The organism is Sphingopyxis sp. LARHCG72 (assembly GCF_052871675.1).
The window spans coordinates 82,672-99,690 of sequence record NZ_JBIXJU010000006.1 but is presented as its reverse complement, the minus strand read 5'-3'; the positions used below and the strand labels follow the sequence as shown (position 1 = coordinate 99,690).

Genomic DNA, 17,019 nt, shown 5'->3' with positions numbered 1-17,019 from the left:
GAGGCCGGTTGCCTCGTCGGCTCGCGCCTTCTCAGAAGGCTCTAAGCGTCCGCTAGTGGTTGGACTAAGAGGCCGTGGGTTCGTCCGCGTAGGCGGTTTCGAGAGAGCCGTTGAGCATCGCAACCATGCGCTCGACCTCGACGCGGCTGAAAACAGCAAAGAGCTGCTCCTGATCGAACAGCCCATCGCGACCACCGAAGTCACCAATTTCGAGCGGCGCGGTGGGCGTCCCGTTGATCGCCGCGATCATCGCATCCGCCCATTCTATGCTGTCGTCGCAATTCTCCGGCCAAGCCATGAAGTCGAGGACAACCCAATCCACGCCGGAAACCGTGTCGCCTTTGACGGCCACCTCGCCGTAGGTGAGATCGATGTCGCCTCCAGGGCCTTTGCTGCCCGATCCCCATTTCGCATAGACGGTGCCGGCAGGCAGGGCGAGGAACGTGGCGCGATCGACGATCTTCATGATGAACTCTCCAGCGGGGGTTCGAGCCTATTACAAATCGGCACGCTTCGGCGCGACAGTCGATTCGAGCTGGCGAAGGGTCGACCGCGCCAGCACCTTCTCCTGCGCATGATGGATCAGGGTCCGGAACTCGCGCCGGTCGTCACTGTGCATGACAGGCAGAGCGAGGAAGTCATCCCAGCATTCCCCCAGCCGGTCGACGAGAGCCAGTTCGGCCGGAGTGATCACGTCGCGGCCTCCAGCGCCGCGATCCGCGCCTCCTGGGCAGCGATAAGGAACAGCGCGAGCTGATCGGGACACACGCCGAAACGGTTGCCGGCGGGTCGGCCGGGCACGGCAGCCCAGCTTGCGACGAGCACTTCGCCGTTTTCGCCGCGCACTTCCTCGACGGCCTCGACCGGCGCGACCGCGTCCCACGCGTCGTAGCAGAGGAAGGCATAGGAGCTGCTCGGCGACCGACCGTCGATGATCGGATCGATCAACCCCTCGTCGGCCATGATTGCCCATACGCGCTGTGCCCGAGGGCCGAAATGATAGCGTGCTCCGTCGCCCTTTTCGGTGATGGCGTCGTTCCACCGATAGAAACCCAGTTCGCCGATGATCCGGCGGGCTGCTGCCAGCTCGGCGACCGTCGGTGCGCTACGCCACGTCTTTTCCCGCTCGTCCGACGTAACGACGGGGCTGGACCCAAGGTAGGCCGTCGACCAGCGAAAGGTCGCCGCGCCGAGCGGCTGCGTATTGTCGCTGCCGGGCCGCATGATGCCGCTGGCATCAAAGACGAGGCGGGGCGATCCAGCGGACACATCGTAGAAGACCAGCGCCCCGACGCCGACGCCCCCGACATTTTGGCCGATACGCCAGTCCCGGTCGGGGGTCAGGATGCGTAACTGCGTGTCGCCCGCGCCAGCGTTGGTCGATTCGACGGTAATGATCGTCGCATTCGTTCCCGAGAAATGCCCTTTCGACGTAGGATTGGTAGTGCCGACCCCAAGGCCGATGCTCGTGAGACGCACGCGTTCGGCGCCTCCCGTTGCAATTCCCAGGCTATCGTTGGCCGGGCGATACAGGCCGGTATCCGCGTCGGCGCCAAAGCGCAGCGCGGGCGCCGCCGCCGTGCCATCGGGGAAATTGCCCGAACCGATGCCGTCACGGATGCCGCCGAACTGGGTCAGCAGCGTATTGACGCCCTCGGTCAGCACGATCACCCGCCCTTGCGTCGGCGTGATGCGATAAGCCTGCCCGCCAGCGGTCGCACCGGCATAGACCGGTCCGATCGTCAGGCTGGTGTTGCTGTTGACGCTGACAACCTCATAGCCGCGGCCGTCCGGCCCCCAGAAGATATCGCCCGCCTGGACATTGGCGACCCAGTTGGTCCCCGTGCCCACGACGGCGGCGTTGTTGTTCGTGACGGCGACCGTCCCGATGGCATACCAGCTCATTGGCTTTCTCCTTGATCCGGCGCCGGCCAGTCGACGGCGGCGGCGGTGATGATGGTTTCGATATCGGTTGCGTTCGCGATCGCCTGCTTGGCCCCGGCCCGGAGCGCCTCGATCTCGGCGGCGAGCACCGCCCAGGCATCGGCCTTGGCGATCACCGCCGACGCCAGCTCGGCGAGGCTGACGCCGCGCGCTTCCGCCTCGCGCTGAAGGAAGGGACAGGCCGCGCCATCGCCGCCCGCCAGCAAGGTGCGCGCCTCGGCCGTCTTCGCCGCATAGGCTTCCTGCTGACCGGCGAGCAGCAGCCCGCGCGCGGTGCGCACCGTCTCGGCCTGTCGGTCGACCTCGGCCGCGAGGCGGGCTGCGATCGCGGACAGCGTGTCGACCTCGATCAGGACCGGTGCCGATATGAAGGGCGGCGCCGCTTCGACGACGATGCTTCCCGGCTGGTCCGAACTGATCCCCTCGGCCACCGACTGCGCGCGGCCGTCGACCAGAACGCGCGCGTCGGCGGGCAGCCCGGCGATTGTGACGCGGTCCACGCCGTCTGCAACGAGATAGCGCCGACTGGCTACCAGTTCGACCGGCTGGCGCCGCGCGAGGCGATTATCCCCGCCGAGATAGAGATCGTCGGGCCGATCCTCCGCGCCCACCGCAAACGGAAGGTCCAGATCGACCGGGCTGCTGATGATGGAGGTGCAGCGGCCCATGTCGTCGAACAAGGCCCACCGATATGTCGCGGTCATCGCTTCGATCCCTGAATAACGAGCGTCGGCGCGCCGACGAGCGAGCGGCGGGCGGCATTGCCCTGCGGACCGGAGATCGCGCGCCCGGTCACCTTGAAGCGCGCGGTGGAAAGGTCGGTCGACAGGTCGATCACCGACACGGGCATCCAGTAATAGACGTCGCCGCCCGTCGCCTCGATCCCGACCGACTGGGCGCCGATCAGCTCATATCCCGCGCCCTTGTCGCAATAGACCTTGAAGTCGGCGGCATTGTCCGGCCCGCCCCCGGTCCCCGTGTCCGTTCGCAGCGTGCCGTAGAAGCCGACCAGCGCCGTCGCCGGATTGGCGATCGTGCCGAGCGCCAGCCAGGGGGTTTCGAGCAGCGTCTGTTCGCCCGAGGCGGGGACGAGAAAGACGGACGGCGCGTCGAGGTGGACGGGGAAGGTGATCGCGTTGTTCGCGATCTTGATCGTGTCGACCGACAGGTTCTTGATCGTCGCCGATGTCATGAAGATGTTGCCGTCGACGAACTCGAACGGCGCCTTGCTCGTCGTTCCGTCTGCGTCCCACAGGCGGAAATAGTCGATGACGAAATCCATGCCGCCGGTCACGCCGTTGTTGTTCGCGGCCCAGCCGATGATCTTGTTGCCGGCGTTCAGGCGCACGCCGTAGCGCACCTGAAGCCCGTTAATGCTCTCGCCGAAGGTTTCGAGGGTCGCCGTGTGCCCGCCCAGCGTCGTCGAGATCGTGCCGATCTGCGAGGCGAGCGCGGAAGTCTGGCTGGCGCGCACTGCCTGTTCGTTCGTGATCGCGCCCTCGGCCGACGCCACACGCGCCGCCAGCACGAAGCGCGCCTGCGCCTCGGCCGCGTCGCCTTCGATCAGCCGCGCCGTGATCTCCTCGCGGGCCAGCGCGAGCGAGGCGACCGTAGTGCGCTGGCGCGCATCCCCGGCGAGCAGCCCGGCAAGCGACAGCGCGGCTTCGTCGTCGAGCTGCCGCCCCGTCATCCGCGACACGCTGATCCCGCGGCCGATCTCGGCAACGTCGCCGAGCGCCGACAGGCTTTCCTCGGCCGTCGCGACCCGCGTCTCCAGCACGCCGAAATCGACGCTGCTGACCTTCGTCGCGACGACGCCTTCCAGCGCGTCCAGATCGTTCGTCACCGTGGTCACCGTCGCGGTCAGCGCGTTGACCGTGACCGCGTCGGCCTTCAGCAGGATCGTCGCCTCGGCGCCGTCCAGCCGTGCCTCGGCCGTCGTGATCCGCGCTTCCAACTGGTCGAAGACGGGGATTTGCGACGGGTCGATCACCGCCATCGCGATCGCGTTGTCGACATAGGTGGTCGACGCCTTCAGCAGGATGTCGCCCCGCACCGCATCGAGCCTGATCGACACGTCGTTGACCCGGTCCACAGTCGCGTCGAGCGCCGATATCGTGACCTGCCCATTGACCGGATCGACATAGATGCCGGCGTCGCGGATGACCTCCTGTGTCGAGGCGAGGCGTGTATCGATCATCGTCACGATCGCCGACAACCGTTCGAGCGCATCGTTGCTCGAACGCATCGCCGCATCGGTCGCGGCGCCGATCGCCGTCACGCGGATTTGCCCCAGCGGCGTCGGCTGGTCGCCGTCGCGGACGATGACCAGCGACCCGTCCTCGTTCAGCGCCAGCGCATTGTTGAGCAGGTCGGACGCCGGGCGGATCACGCCATTCTCATTCTTGACGTTGCCGGGGTTGGCGCCGTTACCGACCGTCGCGCCATCGGTCGCGCCCGGCTCGGCGGGCTGCAAATCCTCGACCGGCGTTCCATCGGGATAGGTCGCGGCGCCCGTCGTCACCGGCCCAAGGATCAGCCGGTCGCCCTGCACACCGTTGACGACATAGGAAATGGCCGCGTGATAGGTGCCGCGCGGCGCCACCGCGATCTCGCGCCGCTTCACGTCGGGACCCGTTATCCCGGCATCGCTCCATTGCGTCGCGGGTCCCGGCGCCGCGGCGCCCTGGACATATTCCATGCGGATGAAGCGTGCGTTGCTGTCGTCGCGGGCGCCCGTGACGAACAGCGCCGGCACTGAAATGCCCCCGGCCTCAAGATGGCCTGCCGCCAGCGCCCAGCTCCCCGCGCCCGGCGCGCCGATCGCGGGCGGCACAGGCTGCTGCGCGGCGATCGATCCGTCATCGAGCGGCGCAGTGTCCGAAAAGACCGACGCCGATATCTGCCGCAGCTTCAGCGAGTGGTGCCACTTCTCGTCCGACCCCCACGCCTCGACGCGGAATGTCAGCGTCGCGCCCTTGAAGCGACGATCGGACTGCCACTGGACCCAGTCGCCCTCTTCGATATTGGCGAAGCGCGGCGGCAGGGTGACTTCCGCACGGCCGCGCAGACGCCCGAGGCGGCGATAGACTTCGCCAACGCGCAGCGCCTGTTTCATCCACTGGACGAAGCCCAGCATGATCCGCTGCTCGCGCGGCTGGCGATCGGCGATCAGGTCGGCGCCGTCGCGCAGCACGGGCGCCGCATGTTCGGCCCATTTCTGTGCCGGTTCGATATAGGAGGCGACGATCGTGTTGACCCATTCGTCGCTGCTCGCCGACAGCATCCCGTTGTTCCACCGGACCCGCGACCCGACGACCAGATCGCGGTCGGTGAAGGTCGCGACGACGGCGCGCGCCTCGCCGGGGTCGATCTCGACGCACCCTTCGGGCTGGACGATCGTCCCGGCACAGGCGGCGGCAAAATCCTCCTCGACCGCGAGAAAGGTTTCCCCGGCGCTGATCGACCCGCCGACGCGATAGCGCTTCTCGCCGTCGATCACCTCGTCGCACAGGTTCGCGCGGGCGAAGACATTCTGCGGCGGCGCCTCGATCGCCGTCAGCCCGCGGCCGATCAGGAGCTGCGCCGGATCGCCGACGCGGTCGCACGCATAGAAGCCGCGCACCCATTTATAGCGGGTGACGATCGGGTTGTCGGAATATTCCCAGGTGGCGGGCAGGTTGATGCGGTGCGCGCCGAACCCGCCGACGCTGCTGTCCTTGCGCGCGTCATAGCAGAGCGCGCCGCGCACGATCCACTGGAAGCGCGGGCGCCCGCCCGGCCACACCGGGTTCTTCGCCTCGGGATCGTCGGCCTTGTAGGCGACCGTGACGTGGCAGACCCCCGCGCCATTGTCGTTCGCGGTCCAGTCGCCGTTCGCGGTCAGGATCGCCGGGACCGTCTGATTTTCGGTGCCGGGGCGCCAGAATACCTGAAGCTGGTTGTTATAGCCCGCAACCATGCCGTCGCCCGTGAACGGCACATAGACATCGTTGACGTAGAAACCGACGAGAGCATCGCAGCGATGGTCGAAGAGGGCAAGGACGAGGACCTCCCAGTCGGTCCCATATTTGCCGCCATAGTTGAACGCGTCGACAAGGCTGCCCGCCGTCGATCCGGTGCCGACCAGGGCTTCACGCGCCACCTCGCCGATCTGCACCTGGGTCGACGAGGCCGCGCGCTTCTTGTTGCCCAGCTTCGGCTGAAGCAACGCCCCGCCGATCATCGACACGCCCGCGATCGCGAGCTGCCAGTTGCCTGTCATCACGCCGACGACCGCCAGCGCGGCGCCGGCTATGACCTTGACGACCTTGCTCATGCCTTTGCCGCCGCCGTCATTGTGTTCCAGGCGACGATCATCTCCGATCGCGGCACCCGCTCAAGGCCGCGACCGCCCGGTCCGACCAGCGTCGCGCCCTCGACGACCATCAACCGGATGCCGAACAGCGCGTCGGCGACCCCGGCGATATCGCCGCGCTGCGCGAGCGCGACAGGCACGCGATCCAGCCGCCGATCCATCGCCGCCTCGAACCCGCCCTGCGCCGCGATGACGTCACGGGCCTCGCGGCGGCTCGTCCAATGCCAGTCGCCGATCACGCCGACCTTCGTCTGCGCCTCGATCGCCGCGTCGGCGAAGCGCGCGCAGTCGTTTCCATTGCGCCAGCCGAAGGGCATGTCGACGCGCGCGTCGAGCAGCTCGATCAGCGCGGCGATATCGCGAACCGCGCCGGTCATTTCAGGGCATTCCGGAAGTCGCGCCCGCCGCCGCCGCCGCCGACCGAGCCGCCCAACGCGCCTACCGCGTTCGCGGGTTTGCGCCCGCCCCAATACAGCGTCAGCTCGGCGGCGTAGGCGACCTTGCGGTAAAACCCGTCATTGGGCTTGATCAGCCGCTGGTCGGCATCGGTGCGCATCCGTCCGCCCGCGCGGCCCAGCCCGCGCGCCGCCGTCTCAAGGCTGGCGCTCAGGGTCGACGTGCCGCCCACATCATCCTCGCGGAGCAGCTCGTCGAGCCGTCCGCGCGCCCAGATATGCGCATCGAGCAGGGTGCGGCCGTCCCCGGCCCAGATCGTCCGCCACAGGGCGGCGCTGGCCTGCTCGACCTCCTCGGCGTCGAGCAGCTCCAGCACATACTCCTCGATGCCGGACAGCGACAGCGTGATCCCCTGCGCCGATGACCCCAGCGCCCCGCCCGCGACCTGGACAAGGCTGCGGTCGCCGATCGGGTTGAACGTCTTGCCGCCCAGCTCGATCTGGCCATGCCCGCCCCACACGCACACGGGCGGGTCCGACGCGACCTCGACCGCCCCGACGACGATCGCCGTCCCATCGGCCAGCGCGGCCAGCGCGGCGTTGGTGATCGACTTCACGGCCGCAAATCCTGCCCGGCGACCAGCACCGCGCCCGACAGCGCGCCGCCCGTGCCGATCGAACCGATGCTGCTGCGGTCGGGTATCTGCCGCATCAGGCACGCCGGGCGATCCAGATGCGCGATCGCGCCCGCGGGAACGACCAGCATGTCCAGCGGCGGTTCGATCCCGACCGTCACCGCGCCTGCATTCGATACGACGCCGGGGATGACGACGCGCGCCATCGTGCGCCGGCCATAGGTGCCCGCGGCGGCGCCCGTCGCATCCCATTTGAACCCGATGAAATCGCCGACCGACAGCGCCAGCCCTTCGGGCAGGCCGGTCAGCCCGATATCGGCATTGCCGTCCGCGTCGACATTCTGCGCCCACGCGATCGCCGATCCGTTAAAGGCGCCGCCGCCTGCGCGCACCATGCCGGCGAAGCCGCGCGGCGCCGCCTTGGGATAAAGCCGTGTCGGATCGCTCGCGAGGAACAGCCGCTGCCGCCCGCGCAGCCGCGCGATAAATCCGCGCCACATGTCGGCGCTGTCGCGGTCGACCTTCTCCAGCTCGAACGTCGCGAGCCACAGCGGCCACCCCGCCTGCACGCCGCCCTGGCGACCGCTCGCCTCGGGCGCGGCATAATCGACCCGTTCGGGCTCGAACTGGACCCGTGCGATCCCCGACGGCAGCTCGGGCATGGAAAGGGGGTGCATCATGACCAGCTCCTCGCGGTGAACAGTCGCCGGTCGCCCGCGTCCTGGACCGTTCGCACGATCTGGCCGGGCAGCTCGGCGCGCAGCCGGTCGACGCTTGCCTGCACGCGCCCCAGCGCTGCCGGGTCGGCGCCCGTGGCGTCGATCGAGATCGGGATCGAGACATTCCCTCCGGCAGGCCGGAAGGCGCTGCTGTTGAGCGTGCTGTTCGGACGCACCAGCGCGCCGCGCGGCGTCGAAATAACCGGCTCGGGACCACGCTCGCCGACGATGCCGAAGCTGCCAGTCGGGATCGTACCGCCGTGGGCGAAGAAGCCCTTGAACAGACCGCCGAGGCCTCCGTCCGTGGCGCCACCGCCACCGCCGCCCAACGCGTTGAGCAGAGGCATGATGATCATTTGCTGCACCGCGATCCGGAGCAAATCCGCAATGATCTGGTTGGCGACTTCCTTGAAGACGTCGCCCAGCGACCGCGCCCCCATGATGACGTCCGTTAGGCCGTCGTTCAGCGCCTGAAGCCCGCTAACCTCGATACTTTCCATTTGGTCATTGATGCTGCGGCCGACGTCGCCGACCTCGCGCCGATAGCGATCACGCGGGCTTTCATAGTCGCGATCTAGGCGACGCTGATCGAGCGCCTTGTTCTGGTCGAGTTTCGCCAGCTTGTCGCGTGCGTCTGCCTTGGCCGCATCCGCCGCCGTCTTGCTGGCTAGCGTTGCTTCCAGTTGGTGGCGCAGTTCCTCATAGGTCGATTCGAGTATCTGCTGTTCGATCTCCCGTCGCTCTTGACGGATCGTCGCCAAACCGAGCTGCTTTTGAAGAAGGTCACGCTGGTTATCGCCAAGGGCCTGCTCAATCTGAAGCGCCTCGCGCGCTTTCTCCTCGGCCTCTTTCCGGTCCAACAGTTCCTTCTCAAGGCTTTCCCGGATAGCGAGTTTCGACAGCAGCTCCGCTTTCTGGACCGCCGTGAATTTGTCGTTGTTCTGAAGCTCCAGCCGCGTCTGCGCGTTGACGATGTCGAGCGCCTGCCGTTCGAGCCGGTAGCGCTCCTCGATCGTCGTCGCGAGATTGCGGCGGATCGCGAGGCTCTGGAGCAGGATCGTGTTGAGATCGCGCTGATACCGGTCCTCGGCCTGATCCGGCTGGTCGGGCCGCTGCGGACCGCCCTTCTTGTCCTTGTCGTCCTTCGCCTTGCGCTTGCGAGCATTCTTCTGCGCCTGCTCGCTCACCGCACCGAAGAACTCGCCCAGCGGGTCGCTCGCCATGATCTCGGCGACGCGCTTGTTGCGGCCCTCTGCCGCCTTGCTCAGGCGTCCCGCGGCGGGGTTGGCGACGCGGCCGATCGTCGGCGCGCTCATTTCGGGGATCGCGCCGCTGAAACCGAAGAACTCCAGCGCCTTTTCGCCGCCGACCGCCGCCACGGCCGAATTGATCCCCTTGATCAGTTTGTTCACCCCGGCGATGCTCGCCTGCACCATGAAGTTGATGCCGTCGATCACGAGGTTGACCGCGCCGGTCACCGCGGCGCCGATGATGTCGGGGAAGTTCGCCCACACGAACTTGATGTCCTCGAACGCCGCGCGGAAGCTGTTGATGATCAGGTTGCCGGTCCATTTCGCCCCGGCGACGACCATCTCCCACGCCGACTGGAACCACGGCGCGACGGCATCGATCGCGGGCTTCAGGAAGGATGCGAGGCCATCGGCGATCACCTGCCACGTCGCCAGCGCGACGTCGCCATAGTTGACCGTCTCTTTCCCGAGCTGGTTGATCTCGTAAGTCATGCCGCCGATCGCGGCGGCGCTGCCGACCGTCGCGGCCGTGACCAGCGGGAAGCGCTTGACGAAGTTGCCGAGCATGGCGCCCGTGTCGCGCAGCGCGCCGCCGACCCCGCCTTCGCCGTCGCCATAGATTTGCGCGATCTGGCTGCCCTGCTGCACCAGGACCATCAGCGGGTTCATCCCGCCCGCCAGCGACACGCCGATATCGTTGAGCTGGAACAGCAGCATTTTCTGCTGCATCGCCGCCTTGCGCGAATTGTCGGCGATCGTGTTGACCGCCATCCCGTGGTTGCGCAGCGCCGGGACCGATGCCTGCGCCGCCACCGCCTCGCGGTTCATCGCGCCGGCTGAAGCGTCGGCCGCATCGCCGACCTGGCTGATCGCGCGCGCGGTTTGCAGACCCTGCTCGGTAGTGCGGTCGAACGTCGCGCCCAGGCGGCGCGCCTTCGTCTCGCTATTGTCGATGCCGCGATCGAGACCCTGATCGTCGGTGCGCAGCGTCAATACGGCTTCGCCAAGGACTTCAGTCATGCGCCGCGCCTTCGTCGACGATGGTGACGCCGATGCCGATCGCCGCGAGCGCCTCGGGCGTCGCGATCGTGGGCTTCAGCGGTTCGGGAACGATGCCGTCGCGCGCGCACTGAAGCTGCGTGAGGATGCGGTCGGCATCCTCTTCCTTCAGCGCGCCGAACGCGAGCGCCTGGACGTCGATATTGGCGAGGCGTTCTTCAGCATCGAGACGGGAAAGCATCGTCGAGTAGGCCCGGACGATCGCTATTGGCGCTTCGTAGAACCACCATCCGGGGTGTCCCCCGAAGAACCTTTGAAGTCGGGGGATGACGCTTCCCCAATCGGAAGGCCCATCGTCTTCGCGATCGCTCCCGCCACCATGGCCTTTCGACGCAGCAGGAGCATGGTAAAAGCCTCGACCACCTCGAAGCGGTGCGTGCCGGACAGCTTGGCGAAGACGTGGTCGGGAACCCCGACGAGCACCTTGCGCGCAAGCTCGGCGATCAGATCGTCCAGCTCGTCGCCCTTGGACTTATCGGCGGCGAGTTTCTGGATGTCCTGCCCCCACAGGGCGAAGCGCTGATTATCGACGACCGACAATTCCTCGACCGAGAGGATGTCATAAAGCTTGTTGTCGATCTTGATTTTGAGACGCTTGACGAGCGTCGTGATATCTAGGACTTGGTCGGTGGCCATGGAACGCTCCTTCGCCGGGTTGAGGCCGGGCTATGCCCGGCCATCCCCGTCGAAGCGCCCCGGACACCTGTCCGGCAGGATCGTGCAGGCGATGCCCAGCCGATCGCACTCGGCCTTGATCTCGGCCAATTCCGCCGCTGCCGCCTGGGCACCTTCGCGCGCGAGACGAGCTGCGCGTTTATGGCCGCGCAGCTCGTCTGCTACCTTGCGTGCGCGATCGAGCAGATCGCGGCCGACGGCCATTACGGCAGCGCCGCCTGATGCTGCATGATCAGGTGGCCGAAGCGCTCCAGCTCGCTCGCCGCAGCCGAAGATTCGAGGGCCATGAACTCCAGTTCGAGGCCAGAGGGCTTGCCCTTGGCGAACACCGGCTTCGGGCTGGCATTCTGGAAGCACACCGGCACCTCATACTGCCCCTTGTAGTTGTCGCCATAGGCCGAGTTGCCACGCGCCAGCAGCGCATAGGTGACGACGTCGGGACCGCGCGAGAGGCCGATCTTCTTGGTGCCGGGCGTGCCCGCGGCTGCGGCCACCGTCGTCGGCGCCGCGCCGCCCAGCGCGATCGTATAATGCTCCAGCGACATGTCCCACATGGTGACCGTAACGATCAGGCCTTCTTCGGTGCGCCACGCCTTGACCGGCGCGATCGCGCCCGCGGGCGTTGCCGTGTCGATCTTCTGTGTGTGCTGCACCGCAAGGCCGTCGTCGGCATAGTTGCGCTTGCCTGCCGTGCCGACGGTCGCCCAGGGACCAGCCGGCGCGACGCCGATCGCGGGAAAGGCCGTGCCGACCGGCGCGAGCCACAGGTCCAACGGACCGGCGAGAATTTCATAGGGAGCGGGCATTAAGTGACCTCCTGCAAGGAATAGAGAACGGAAAAGGATCGAAAGGATTGCGGCCAGTGGCCGTCGCGATCGCGCGCCTGCGAAAAGCCGCCCGCATTGCTCGCCTCGTGGATGAGCACGCCCAGCGCGACCTCGCGATCGATGCTCCACATGCGCTGGCAGGCGGTGCGGCGGGCAAGGTCGGCGTCGGCCGGCGTCACGCCATAGCCGATGACATCGACCCGCTGCATGTCGAGCGCAGCCCGGCCATAGCGAACCTCGGGTCCGCCCGACGCGGTGATCAGGATCGCGCGCTGCGGCATCTCGAACGCGGGCGGCAGCTCGCCGCCGAAGACATTGTCGCCCGCGACCAGGATCGTCGCCGGATCGATGGCGACCAGATGGCGAAGCGCGCCGATGATATCAGGCTCCGCCATCGCCGCCCCCCTTCTCATAGGCGCCGCGGATATTGTCGACGAGCGTCGGATAGAAGACGTCGGCGGCGGGCCGCAGATACGGGCGCGCCGGGATCGTCACCGACTTCACGAACACGACGCTGCCGTCCGCCTGCGGGATCGCCAGCGCCTGCGCGCGCACCGGCTTGATCACGCCCCCCAGTTCGTGGATCAGCGCATAGCGCACGTCGGTGACGCCCCATGTCCCCTTGACGCCCTTGCCCTCGGGCGCGGCGTAACCGACGATCGTGATACCGCCTTCGAGCACGCCGGTGCGGTTCTGCCAGTTATGGCTCCGCTTCGCCTGGTTGACGCATTTGCCCATCGTCCGGTTGACGCCCGCGATCTGCGCCGCCTTCAGCTTCGCCGTCACCGCGGGGCCGTTCCATTTCAGGCTCTCTTCGGCCATCAGGCGACCCTCACCAGCGCCACCTCCTGGTGGTTATGCTTGAAGTCGATCGCGCCCTCGACGCGCAGCGGGCCACGGTGCAGCAGATTGCCCCGGCGATCGGTGATCTTCGCGATCTGGTCGCCCGCGCGCAGATCGACGCCGAGCGCGAACATCATCCGCACGTCCTGGCGGATCACGTCCTTCTTGCCGTCGACAATATCGACGCCAGCCTTCGGCACCCAGCCGAAGCACGGCACCTCGGCGTGCGGCTGATAGTCGGGCGCCAGCGGCATGTTCCAGGCATCCTTGCCCGTCACGCCGTTGCGCTCGACATGCGCGATCATGGTGAGGCGACGCCCGATCATGCCTGTAGCGCCAACGGAGCAGCGGCGCCCGCAACGCCCGAATGAAGATCGACCTCGCGGCCAGCATCGTGGCCCGCCCAAAAGTCGCCAATGACCTTCGTCGCCGACAGCTTCGCGCTGCGCGCCGTCACCGAGGAAAGCTCGGGATAATGCTCGGCCAGATACTGATCGCGCAGCGGGTCGGCGGGGCGTTCGGGAACCAGCTCCGCGATCTTGCGGCGGACGGCGAAGGCCCAGCCTTCGCAAAACACGTCGGCCCGCAGCCGTTTGCGCGCGAGCTTCACCCGCTTCAGCGGCCCGGCCAAATAGGCTTGGCGCTGCGCCTTCAGCGTCCGGAACAACACGGCGAAGGCATAGGCCGCGATCTCGGCAGAAGGCCCGCGCCCGATGAAGGTCCGCTTCCCGGTGCCGTCGATAAAGCTATACACGTCCAGCGCATGTTCGACCGAGCGGGCGAGCAGCGTTTCCCACTTCGGCGGACGCGCCGCGCGCGACCCGCGCGCGGTCGCCTCCTCGATCTCGGCCATGGCGAGCTGCGCATCGGTGATGCCGTGCTCGTCCATCAGCGCCCGCGCCTTCGCGAGCGCCGACGCCGCCTCATGCTCGGTCGAACCCTTGCCCAGGGCGAGCAGCTTCCTGATCTTGTCGATGATCTTGCGGTCAATCATTGGCGTCACCGAACTGCTCGTCCGCGCAATCGGGGCAAAGCTCGCCGGTCATCTCGTCGAGCAGGAAGTCGAGGCCGCAGCAGGCGCAATCAGCAAAGGCGTCGAACGGATCGTCGCCGAAGGGGAACTCACCCTCGCTCATGCGGCACCGCCCCGCGGGCGATAGGCAAAGCCCTGGTGATATTCGCGGGCATGGCGCTCGATCGTTTCCAGCCAGACCCAAGGGTCGCTCCGATACGGGCCGAGCCGAACCGGGCGCCATGCGAACCAGCGGTGCCAGCCCTTGCGGCGCAGCCGGGCGATCCACGCTTCGTGGGCGCGGACGAGCAGCGCGAAGCCGATCGCGGCGATCCCCATCGGGATCAGGATCGGCAACAGCAGCTTCTGCTGTGTCCGCTCGGTCGGGGCGCGCCACTTCATGCGAGCAGGAACCCGCTGGCGGGGACCAGCCCGGCGATGACGGCTTCGCGATCGGCGACCGGGTCGCCGCTCAGCGTGATCGAATAGTCGCCCGCGCGTTCGGACTTCATCCCGCCGCGATAGCTGAGGTCGATCATGGCGATCTTGATCACCGCCTCGTCGCGCGCCGCCTGGCTGATCCCCGCGGGGGTGTATGTGATGCGGACCATCGGCGCCCAATAGGTGCGCCCGTTCGGCCCGCTGGTCAGCCGCTGGATCGTGCGGCCGTCGTGCAGGACGCGATAGTCGCCCTGCATCAGGACGGTTTCGGCACCGGCATCGCCGCTGTTGCCCGGATCGAGTTCGACGATCGTCACGGGACCGGCGCCGATCGGCGGCGCGACGCGCAGCGTGTGAAAGAAGCGGCTATGCGGATCGTTCGGGTCGCCGATCTCTTTGGTGACCGGCCCGGCCGGGCCAAAGCGCGCGTCCAGCTCGGCGACGATCGCAAGGATGATCGCCTCCAGCTCCGTGTCGGACAGGTCCGACCCGCTACGTTCCTTGACCCGGTCGAGCAGCGCCATGGATCAGCTCTCGTCCTGACCCGCGTCGCCGGTTCCGGCCCCGCCTTCGCCCTCGGCAGCCTTTTGCAGCTCGACCGCCGATTCGACGATCGCGCTCCAGTTGACGCGCGCACCCATGCCCTCGACCGCGGGCGGGTTCGCCGGGTCTATCGCCGCGATCGCCGCGATCGTCGAGAAGCCGGCGGCGGCGAGCGCCGCAGCCGACGCCGCGCCGATATACTTCACCCTGGTCAGATCGTCGGCGCCCGGCGTGGCGTCGCCGCCCGCGCCCTTGGTGCCGCCCTTGTCGCCATCGGGCGATTTTTCCTTGTCGCCGCCCGGCTGCTTTTCCTTGTTCGGGTTGACGGGCGCTTCCTTGCCGCCCTTTGCCTTGCCGATCGTCCCGTCGACCAGCTTGAAGCGCTCGACCGCCGAGGGCGGGATTTCATCGCCGGGGGCGCAATAGAGGGTCGCGCCAGCCGCATCGCCCTCGCGGACCAAGCGCTTGGCGTCGGCAGTCAGATACAGCCGCTCGGCGGCAATCATATTCGTCATGGGGATTACTCCGTGCTGGCCCAGACAACGAGCAGCCAGCCGCCGCTGGTGTTGGTCGTCGTGTTGCTGATCACGCCGCCCTTCGTCGCATGGATGGAAAATTCGGCGGTCCGGCTAACGCCGGTCGGGGGCGTGCCCTCCGAAATATGGAGGACCGAAAGCAGCGTGTCGGTCGGTTTCAGGTTGCCGGGCACCTTGTGCTCGCCGACGACGTTGCCCGGAATGAGCGCGTGACCGAGGCGACGTGAAAAACCCGTGATCGTGGGCATGGACTATCCTTCCGATAAATGCTGGCCGGGCGCGGGGAGAGAGATCGCGCCCGGCCAGCTCGCCAACCCCCTGGCGATTAGAGCCCGGTGACCGAGCAGAAAGCGGCAGGCCGGAAGAACACGAGCGCGGCTCGCGTGTCGGCACGGACGGTGCGCTTGCCTTCGGTGAACTGCGTTCCGACGAAGCCGATCTGGACGTCGACGCCGCGGCGCTCGAACAGGCTGACCCACGCCGGCTGGAAGGACCCGGTATAGCCGGTGCCCGCGGCGTCGGCGTCCGACTGGACGACCGGCAGACCCCAGAGACGTTCCGGGCCGGCCTCGCTCGGGCTGCCCCAGATATAGACACCGTCGACCGTGCGCAGCAGGCGGATGCCCTGCCAGTCGGTCGGGTGCATCACATGGTGCGTCGGGATCGCGCGGCCGGTAACGCGGATTTTGGTCATCGCCTTGAAGAAAGCGTCGGGAACCGGGTCCGCGCCCTTCGCCTGGGTCTGGATGCCAACCGTGTTCTTCAGCCCGCGAAGGTTCGGCGCGGTGCCGTCACCGACCAGGCACTGGCCGTCGAGGCGCTGGCGGACACCGAATGTCAGTCGGCCGTTGATGTAGCTCTGCATCATCGGCACGTCTTCGAGCTGCTCGTCCGTGACCGGCAGGCTATCGGTGATCTTGCGAACAGGCGACGACTTCTCGGTGAAGGTGAAGGTCGATTCCGCATAGGCGCCGCCTTCGGCCTTCTCGGCCGCGGCGTGCGCCCGCGTCGTTTCCTCCATATAGGTGACGCTGTCGCCACCGGTGCGCGCCATCGGGATGATGTCGAGCAACTGGACGGGACGCGTCACCGCCTCGACGAAACCGGGCAGACGGATCGCTTCGGGCGCGAAACCCGCCGTCGTGGTCATCAGCGTCTTCGCGCCAACCGTTTCGACCGCGCCCGACGAGGCGAGCAGGTCGGACAGATAGATGTCGTCGAAGTTGAGCGTGATACCGCCACCGGCACCGCCGCCCGCCCAGTCCTGGTAGGATTTGGTTTCGGCGACCATCTCGCCGATCGACTTGATCAGACGCTGGCGACCATCGCCTTTCTGCCCTTCGCCGCCACCACCGGGAAGCGACCAGCCACGGCGCGCCTTTTCGCGCCCGCCATGATCCTTCGCCGCCTGCTCGGCCGCTTCGAGCGTTTCAGCATGTTCGGCCAGTTCGTTCAGCTCGGCATTCACCGACTTCACGTGCGCGGCGACGGCGTTCGAGCCCTTGACCTCGCCCAGGCAGGTGACCTTGTTGAAGTCATAACCGTCATCGGTCTTGGCCTCGGCAAAGACCTTGCCCAATTCATCCTGCCGCGACGCGAGCTTCTCGCGGGCCTGCTTCAGGTTCAAACTCTTCACCGTCATATTGCTGCTCCCTATGGGTCGGAATGTCTGGCCCCACGAAAGGCGAGACGTCCGGACCATGTGGCAGCAGCGCGAACGGCTATGCGCCCCGGACACGTGTCCGGCGCAAAGGGTTGATGGCGATTTGGTGAGCGCTCCCCG

General features: G+C 67.3%; 23 protein-coding genes. All 23 read right to left on the bottom strand.

Annotated features, from left to right (window positions below; translation table 11 throughout):
- Window positions 1-64 precede the first annotated feature (64 nt).
- The 23 genes from ACIPPQ_RS14795 to ACIPPQ_RS14685 all read right to left on the bottom strand — a co-directional run bounded on the left by ACIPPQ_RS14795 (window position 65) and on the right by ACIPPQ_RS14685 (window position 16,878).
- Entirely contained in the window at window positions 65-466 is a 402-nt protein-coding gene (locus ACIPPQ_RS14795) for a hypothetical protein (RefSeq protein ID WP_446544835.1), read from the bottom strand.
- Window positions 467-496: 30 nt separating this feature from the next.
- On the bottom strand, window positions 497-694 hold the full coding sequence (locus tag ACIPPQ_RS14790; RefSeq protein WP_446544834.1) for a hypothetical protein: 198 nt from the start codon (window positions 692-694) through the stop codon (window positions 497-499).
- The gene (locus tag ACIPPQ_RS14785) at window positions 691-1,905 is read right to left on the bottom strand and encodes a tail fiber domain-containing protein (RefSeq protein ID WP_446544833.1); all 1,215 of its coding nucleotides are present in this window, start codon (window positions 1,903-1,905) and stop codon (window positions 691-693) included. Before ACIPPQ_RS14785 ends, ACIPPQ_RS14790 begins: the two co-directional genes overlap by 4 nt.
- Window positions 1,902-2,648 (bottom strand): hypothetical protein, encoded by a 747-nt coding sequence (locus ACIPPQ_RS14780; protein ID WP_446544832.1) that lies wholly within the window; start codon window positions 2,646-2,648, stop codon window positions 1,902-1,904. Before ACIPPQ_RS14780 ends, ACIPPQ_RS14785 begins: the two co-directional genes overlap by 4 nt.
- Window positions 2,645-6,262 carry a phage tail tip fiber protein gene (locus ACIPPQ_RS14775; RefSeq protein ID WP_446544831.1) on the bottom strand — a complete coding sequence of 1,206 codons (3,618 nt, stop codon included), beginning with the start codon at window positions 6,260-6,262 and terminating at the stop codon, window positions 2,645-2,647. Before ACIPPQ_RS14775 ends, ACIPPQ_RS14780 begins: the two co-directional genes overlap by 4 nt.
- Window positions 6,259-6,678 carry a DUF6950 family protein gene (locus tag ACIPPQ_RS14770; RefSeq protein WP_446544830.1) on the bottom strand — a complete coding sequence of 140 codons (420 nt, stop codon included), beginning with the start codon at window positions 6,676-6,678 and terminating at the stop codon, window positions 6,259-6,261. The genes ACIPPQ_RS14775 and ACIPPQ_RS14770 overlap by 4 nt, the downstream gene beginning before the upstream one ends.
- Complete coding sequence (locus ACIPPQ_RS14765; protein WP_446544829.1) at window positions 6,675-7,313, bottom strand: hypothetical protein; 639 nt, start codon at window positions 7,311-7,313, stop codon at window positions 6,675-6,677. Before ACIPPQ_RS14765 ends, ACIPPQ_RS14770 begins: the two co-directional genes overlap by 4 nt.
- On the bottom strand, window positions 7,310-8,011 hold the full coding sequence (locus tag ACIPPQ_RS14760) for a hypothetical protein (RefSeq protein WP_446544828.1): 702 nt from the start codon (window positions 8,009-8,011) through the stop codon (window positions 7,310-7,312). The genes ACIPPQ_RS14765 and ACIPPQ_RS14760 overlap by 4 nt, the downstream gene beginning before the upstream one ends.
- Window positions 8,008-10,320 carry a phage tail length tape measure family protein gene (locus tag ACIPPQ_RS14755; RefSeq protein ID WP_446544827.1) on the bottom strand — a complete coding sequence of 771 codons (2,313 nt, stop codon included), beginning with the start codon at window positions 10,318-10,320 and terminating at the stop codon, window positions 8,008-8,010. The genes ACIPPQ_RS14760 and ACIPPQ_RS14755 overlap by 4 nt, the downstream gene beginning before the upstream one ends.
- Window positions 10,313-10,540, bottom strand: a complete 228-nt coding sequence (locus tag ACIPPQ_RS14750; protein WP_446544826.1) for a hypothetical protein — start codon at window positions 10,538-10,540, stop codon at window positions 10,313-10,315. The genes ACIPPQ_RS14755 and ACIPPQ_RS14750 overlap by 8 nt, the downstream gene beginning before the upstream one ends.
- A gap of 23 nt (window positions 10,541-10,563) precedes the next feature.
- Complete coding sequence (locus ACIPPQ_RS14745; RefSeq protein WP_446544825.1) at window positions 10,564-10,995, bottom strand: hypothetical protein; 432 nt, start codon at window positions 10,993-10,995, stop codon at window positions 10,564-10,566.
- A gap of 30 nt (window positions 10,996-11,025) precedes the next feature.
- Window positions 11,026-11,238 (bottom strand): hypothetical protein, encoded by a 213-nt coding sequence (locus ACIPPQ_RS14740; protein WP_446544824.1) that lies wholly within the window; start codon window positions 11,236-11,238, stop codon window positions 11,026-11,028.
- The gene (locus ACIPPQ_RS14735) at window positions 11,238-11,840 is read right to left on the bottom strand and encodes a hypothetical protein (protein WP_446544823.1); all 603 of its coding nucleotides are present in this window, start codon (window positions 11,838-11,840) and stop codon (window positions 11,238-11,240) included. The genes ACIPPQ_RS14740 and ACIPPQ_RS14735 overlap by 1 nt, the downstream gene beginning before the upstream one ends.
- The gene (locus tag ACIPPQ_RS14730) at window positions 11,840-12,256 is read right to left on the bottom strand and encodes a hypothetical protein (protein ID WP_446544822.1); all 417 of its coding nucleotides are present in this window, start codon (window positions 12,254-12,256) and stop codon (window positions 11,840-11,842) included. Before ACIPPQ_RS14730 ends, ACIPPQ_RS14735 begins: the two co-directional genes overlap by 1 nt.
- Window positions 12,243-12,683, bottom strand: a complete 441-nt coding sequence (locus ACIPPQ_RS14725) for a hypothetical protein (protein ID WP_446544821.1) — start codon at window positions 12,681-12,683, stop codon at window positions 12,243-12,245. Before ACIPPQ_RS14725 ends, ACIPPQ_RS14730 begins: the two co-directional genes overlap by 14 nt.
- Complete coding sequence (locus tag ACIPPQ_RS14720) at window positions 12,683-13,030, bottom strand: hypothetical protein (RefSeq protein WP_446544820.1); 348 nt, start codon at window positions 13,028-13,030, stop codon at window positions 12,683-12,685. Before ACIPPQ_RS14720 ends, ACIPPQ_RS14725 begins: the two co-directional genes overlap by 1 nt.
- Window positions 13,027-13,698 carry a DUF2786 domain-containing protein gene (locus tag ACIPPQ_RS14715; RefSeq protein ID WP_446545030.1) on the bottom strand — a complete coding sequence of 224 codons (672 nt, stop codon included), beginning with the start codon at window positions 13,696-13,698 and terminating at the stop codon, window positions 13,027-13,029. Before ACIPPQ_RS14715 ends, ACIPPQ_RS14720 begins: the two co-directional genes overlap by 4 nt.
- The gene (locus ACIPPQ_RS14710) at window positions 13,691-13,840 is read right to left on the bottom strand and encodes a hypothetical protein (RefSeq protein ID WP_446544819.1); all 150 of its coding nucleotides are present in this window, start codon (window positions 13,838-13,840) and stop codon (window positions 13,691-13,693) included. Before ACIPPQ_RS14710 ends, ACIPPQ_RS14715 begins: the two co-directional genes overlap by 8 nt.
- Window positions 13,837-14,118, bottom strand: coding sequence for a hypothetical protein (locus ACIPPQ_RS14705; protein WP_446544818.1), 282 nt, complete (start codon window positions 14,116-14,118; stop codon window positions 13,837-13,839). The genes ACIPPQ_RS14710 and ACIPPQ_RS14705 overlap by 4 nt, the downstream gene beginning before the upstream one ends.
- On the bottom strand, window positions 14,115-14,681 hold the full coding sequence (locus tag ACIPPQ_RS14700) for a hypothetical protein (protein WP_446544817.1): 567 nt from the start codon (window positions 14,679-14,681) through the stop codon (window positions 14,115-14,117). Before ACIPPQ_RS14700 ends, ACIPPQ_RS14705 begins: the two co-directional genes overlap by 4 nt.
- Before the next feature lie 3 nt (window positions 14,682-14,684).
- The gene (locus ACIPPQ_RS14695; protein WP_446544816.1) at window positions 14,685-15,215 is read right to left on the bottom strand and encodes a helix-hairpin-helix domain-containing protein; all 531 of its coding nucleotides are present in this window, start codon (window positions 15,213-15,215) and stop codon (window positions 14,685-14,687) included.
- 5 nt (window positions 15,216-15,220) lie between these two features.
- Window positions 15,221-15,484 carry a hypothetical protein gene (locus ACIPPQ_RS14690; protein WP_446544815.1) on the bottom strand — a complete coding sequence of 88 codons (264 nt, stop codon included), beginning with the start codon at window positions 15,482-15,484 and terminating at the stop codon, window positions 15,221-15,223.
- A 77-nt stretch (window positions 15,485-15,561) separates the two neighbouring features.
- Complete coding sequence (locus ACIPPQ_RS14685) at window positions 15,562-16,878, bottom strand: phage major capsid protein (RefSeq protein ID WP_446544814.1); 1,317 nt, start codon at window positions 16,876-16,878, stop codon at window positions 15,562-15,564.
- Between the last annotated feature and the right edge of the window lie 141 nt (window positions 16,879-17,019).

Bases quoted from the DNA above. Each gene is read 5' to 3' on its own strand.
- ACIPPQ_RS14795 (WP_446544835.1), bottom strand. From the start codon at position 466: ATGAAGATCGTCGATCGCGCCACGTTCCTCGCCCTGCCTGCCGGCACC.
- ACIPPQ_RS14785 (WP_446544833.1), bottom strand. From the start codon at position 1,905: ATGAGCTGGTATGCCATCGGGACGGTCGCCGTCACGAACAACAACGCC.
- ACIPPQ_RS14780 (WP_446544832.1), bottom strand. From the start codon at position 2,648: ATGACCGCGACATATCGGTGGGCCTTGTTCGACGACATGGGCCGCTGC.
- ACIPPQ_RS14775 (WP_446544831.1), bottom strand. From the start codon at position 6,262: ATGAGCAAGGTCGTCAAGGTCATAGCCGGCGCCGCGCTGGCGGTCGTC.
- ACIPPQ_RS14770 (WP_446544830.1), bottom strand. From the start codon at position 6,678: ATGACCGGCGCGGTTCGCGATATCGCCGCGCTGATCGAGCTGCTCGAC.
- ACIPPQ_RS14760 (WP_446544828.1), bottom strand. From the start codon at position 8,011: ATGATGCACCCCCTTTCCATGCCCGAGCTGCCGTCGGGGATCGCACGG.
- ACIPPQ_RS14755 (WP_446544827.1), bottom strand. From the start codon at position 10,320: ATGACTGAAGTCCTTGGCGAAGCCGTATTGACGCTGCGCACCGACGAT.
- ACIPPQ_RS14750 (WP_446544826.1), bottom strand. From the start codon at position 10,540: ATGCTTTCCCGTCTCGATGCTGAAGAACGCCTCGCCAATATCGACGTC.
- ACIPPQ_RS14745 (WP_446544825.1), bottom strand. From the start codon at position 10,995: ATGGCCACCGACCAAGTCCTAGATATCACGACGCTCGTCAAGCGTCTC.
- ACIPPQ_RS14740 (WP_446544824.1), bottom strand. From the start codon at position 11,238: ATGGCCGTCGGCCGCGATCTGCTCGATCGCGCACGCAAGGTAGCAGAC.
- ACIPPQ_RS14735 (WP_446544823.1), bottom strand. From the start codon at position 11,840: ATGCCCGCTCCCTATGAAATTCTCGCCGGTCCGTTGGACCTGTGGCTC.
- ACIPPQ_RS14730 (WP_446544822.1), bottom strand. From the start codon at position 12,256: ATGGCGGAGCCTGATATCATCGGCGCGCTTCGCCATCTGGTCGCCATC.
- ACIPPQ_RS14725 (WP_446544821.1), bottom strand. From the start codon at position 12,683: ATGGCCGAAGAGAGCCTGAAATGGAACGGCCCCGCGGTGACGGCGAAG.
- ACIPPQ_RS14720 (WP_446544820.1), bottom strand. From the start codon at position 13,030: ATGATCGGGCGTCGCCTCACCATGATCGCGCATGTCGAGCGCAACGGC.
- ACIPPQ_RS14715 (WP_446545030.1), bottom strand. From the start codon at position 13,698: ATGATTGACCGCAAGATCATCGACAAGATCAGGAAGCTGCTCGCCCTG.
- ACIPPQ_RS14710 (WP_446544819.1), bottom strand. From the start codon at position 13,840: ATGAGCGAGGGTGAGTTCCCCTTCGGCGACGATCCGTTCGACGCCTTT.
- ACIPPQ_RS14705 (WP_446544818.1), bottom strand. From the start codon at position 14,118: ATGAAGTGGCGCGCCCCGACCGAGCGGACACAGCAGAAGCTGCTGTTG.
- ACIPPQ_RS14700 (WP_446544817.1), bottom strand. From the start codon at position 14,681: ATGGCGCTGCTCGACCGGGTCAAGGAACGTAGCGGGTCGGACCTGTCC.
- ACIPPQ_RS14695 (WP_446544816.1), bottom strand. From the start codon at position 15,215: ATGACGAATATGATTGCCGCCGAGCGGCTGTATCTGACTGCCGACGCC.
- ACIPPQ_RS14690 (WP_446544815.1), bottom strand. From the start codon at position 15,484: ATGCCCACGATCACGGGTTTTTCACGTCGCCTCGGTCACGCGCTCATT.
- ACIPPQ_RS14685 (WP_446544814.1), bottom strand. From the start codon at position 16,878: ATGACGGTGAAGAGTTTGAACCTGAAGCAGGCCCGCGAGAAGCTCGCG.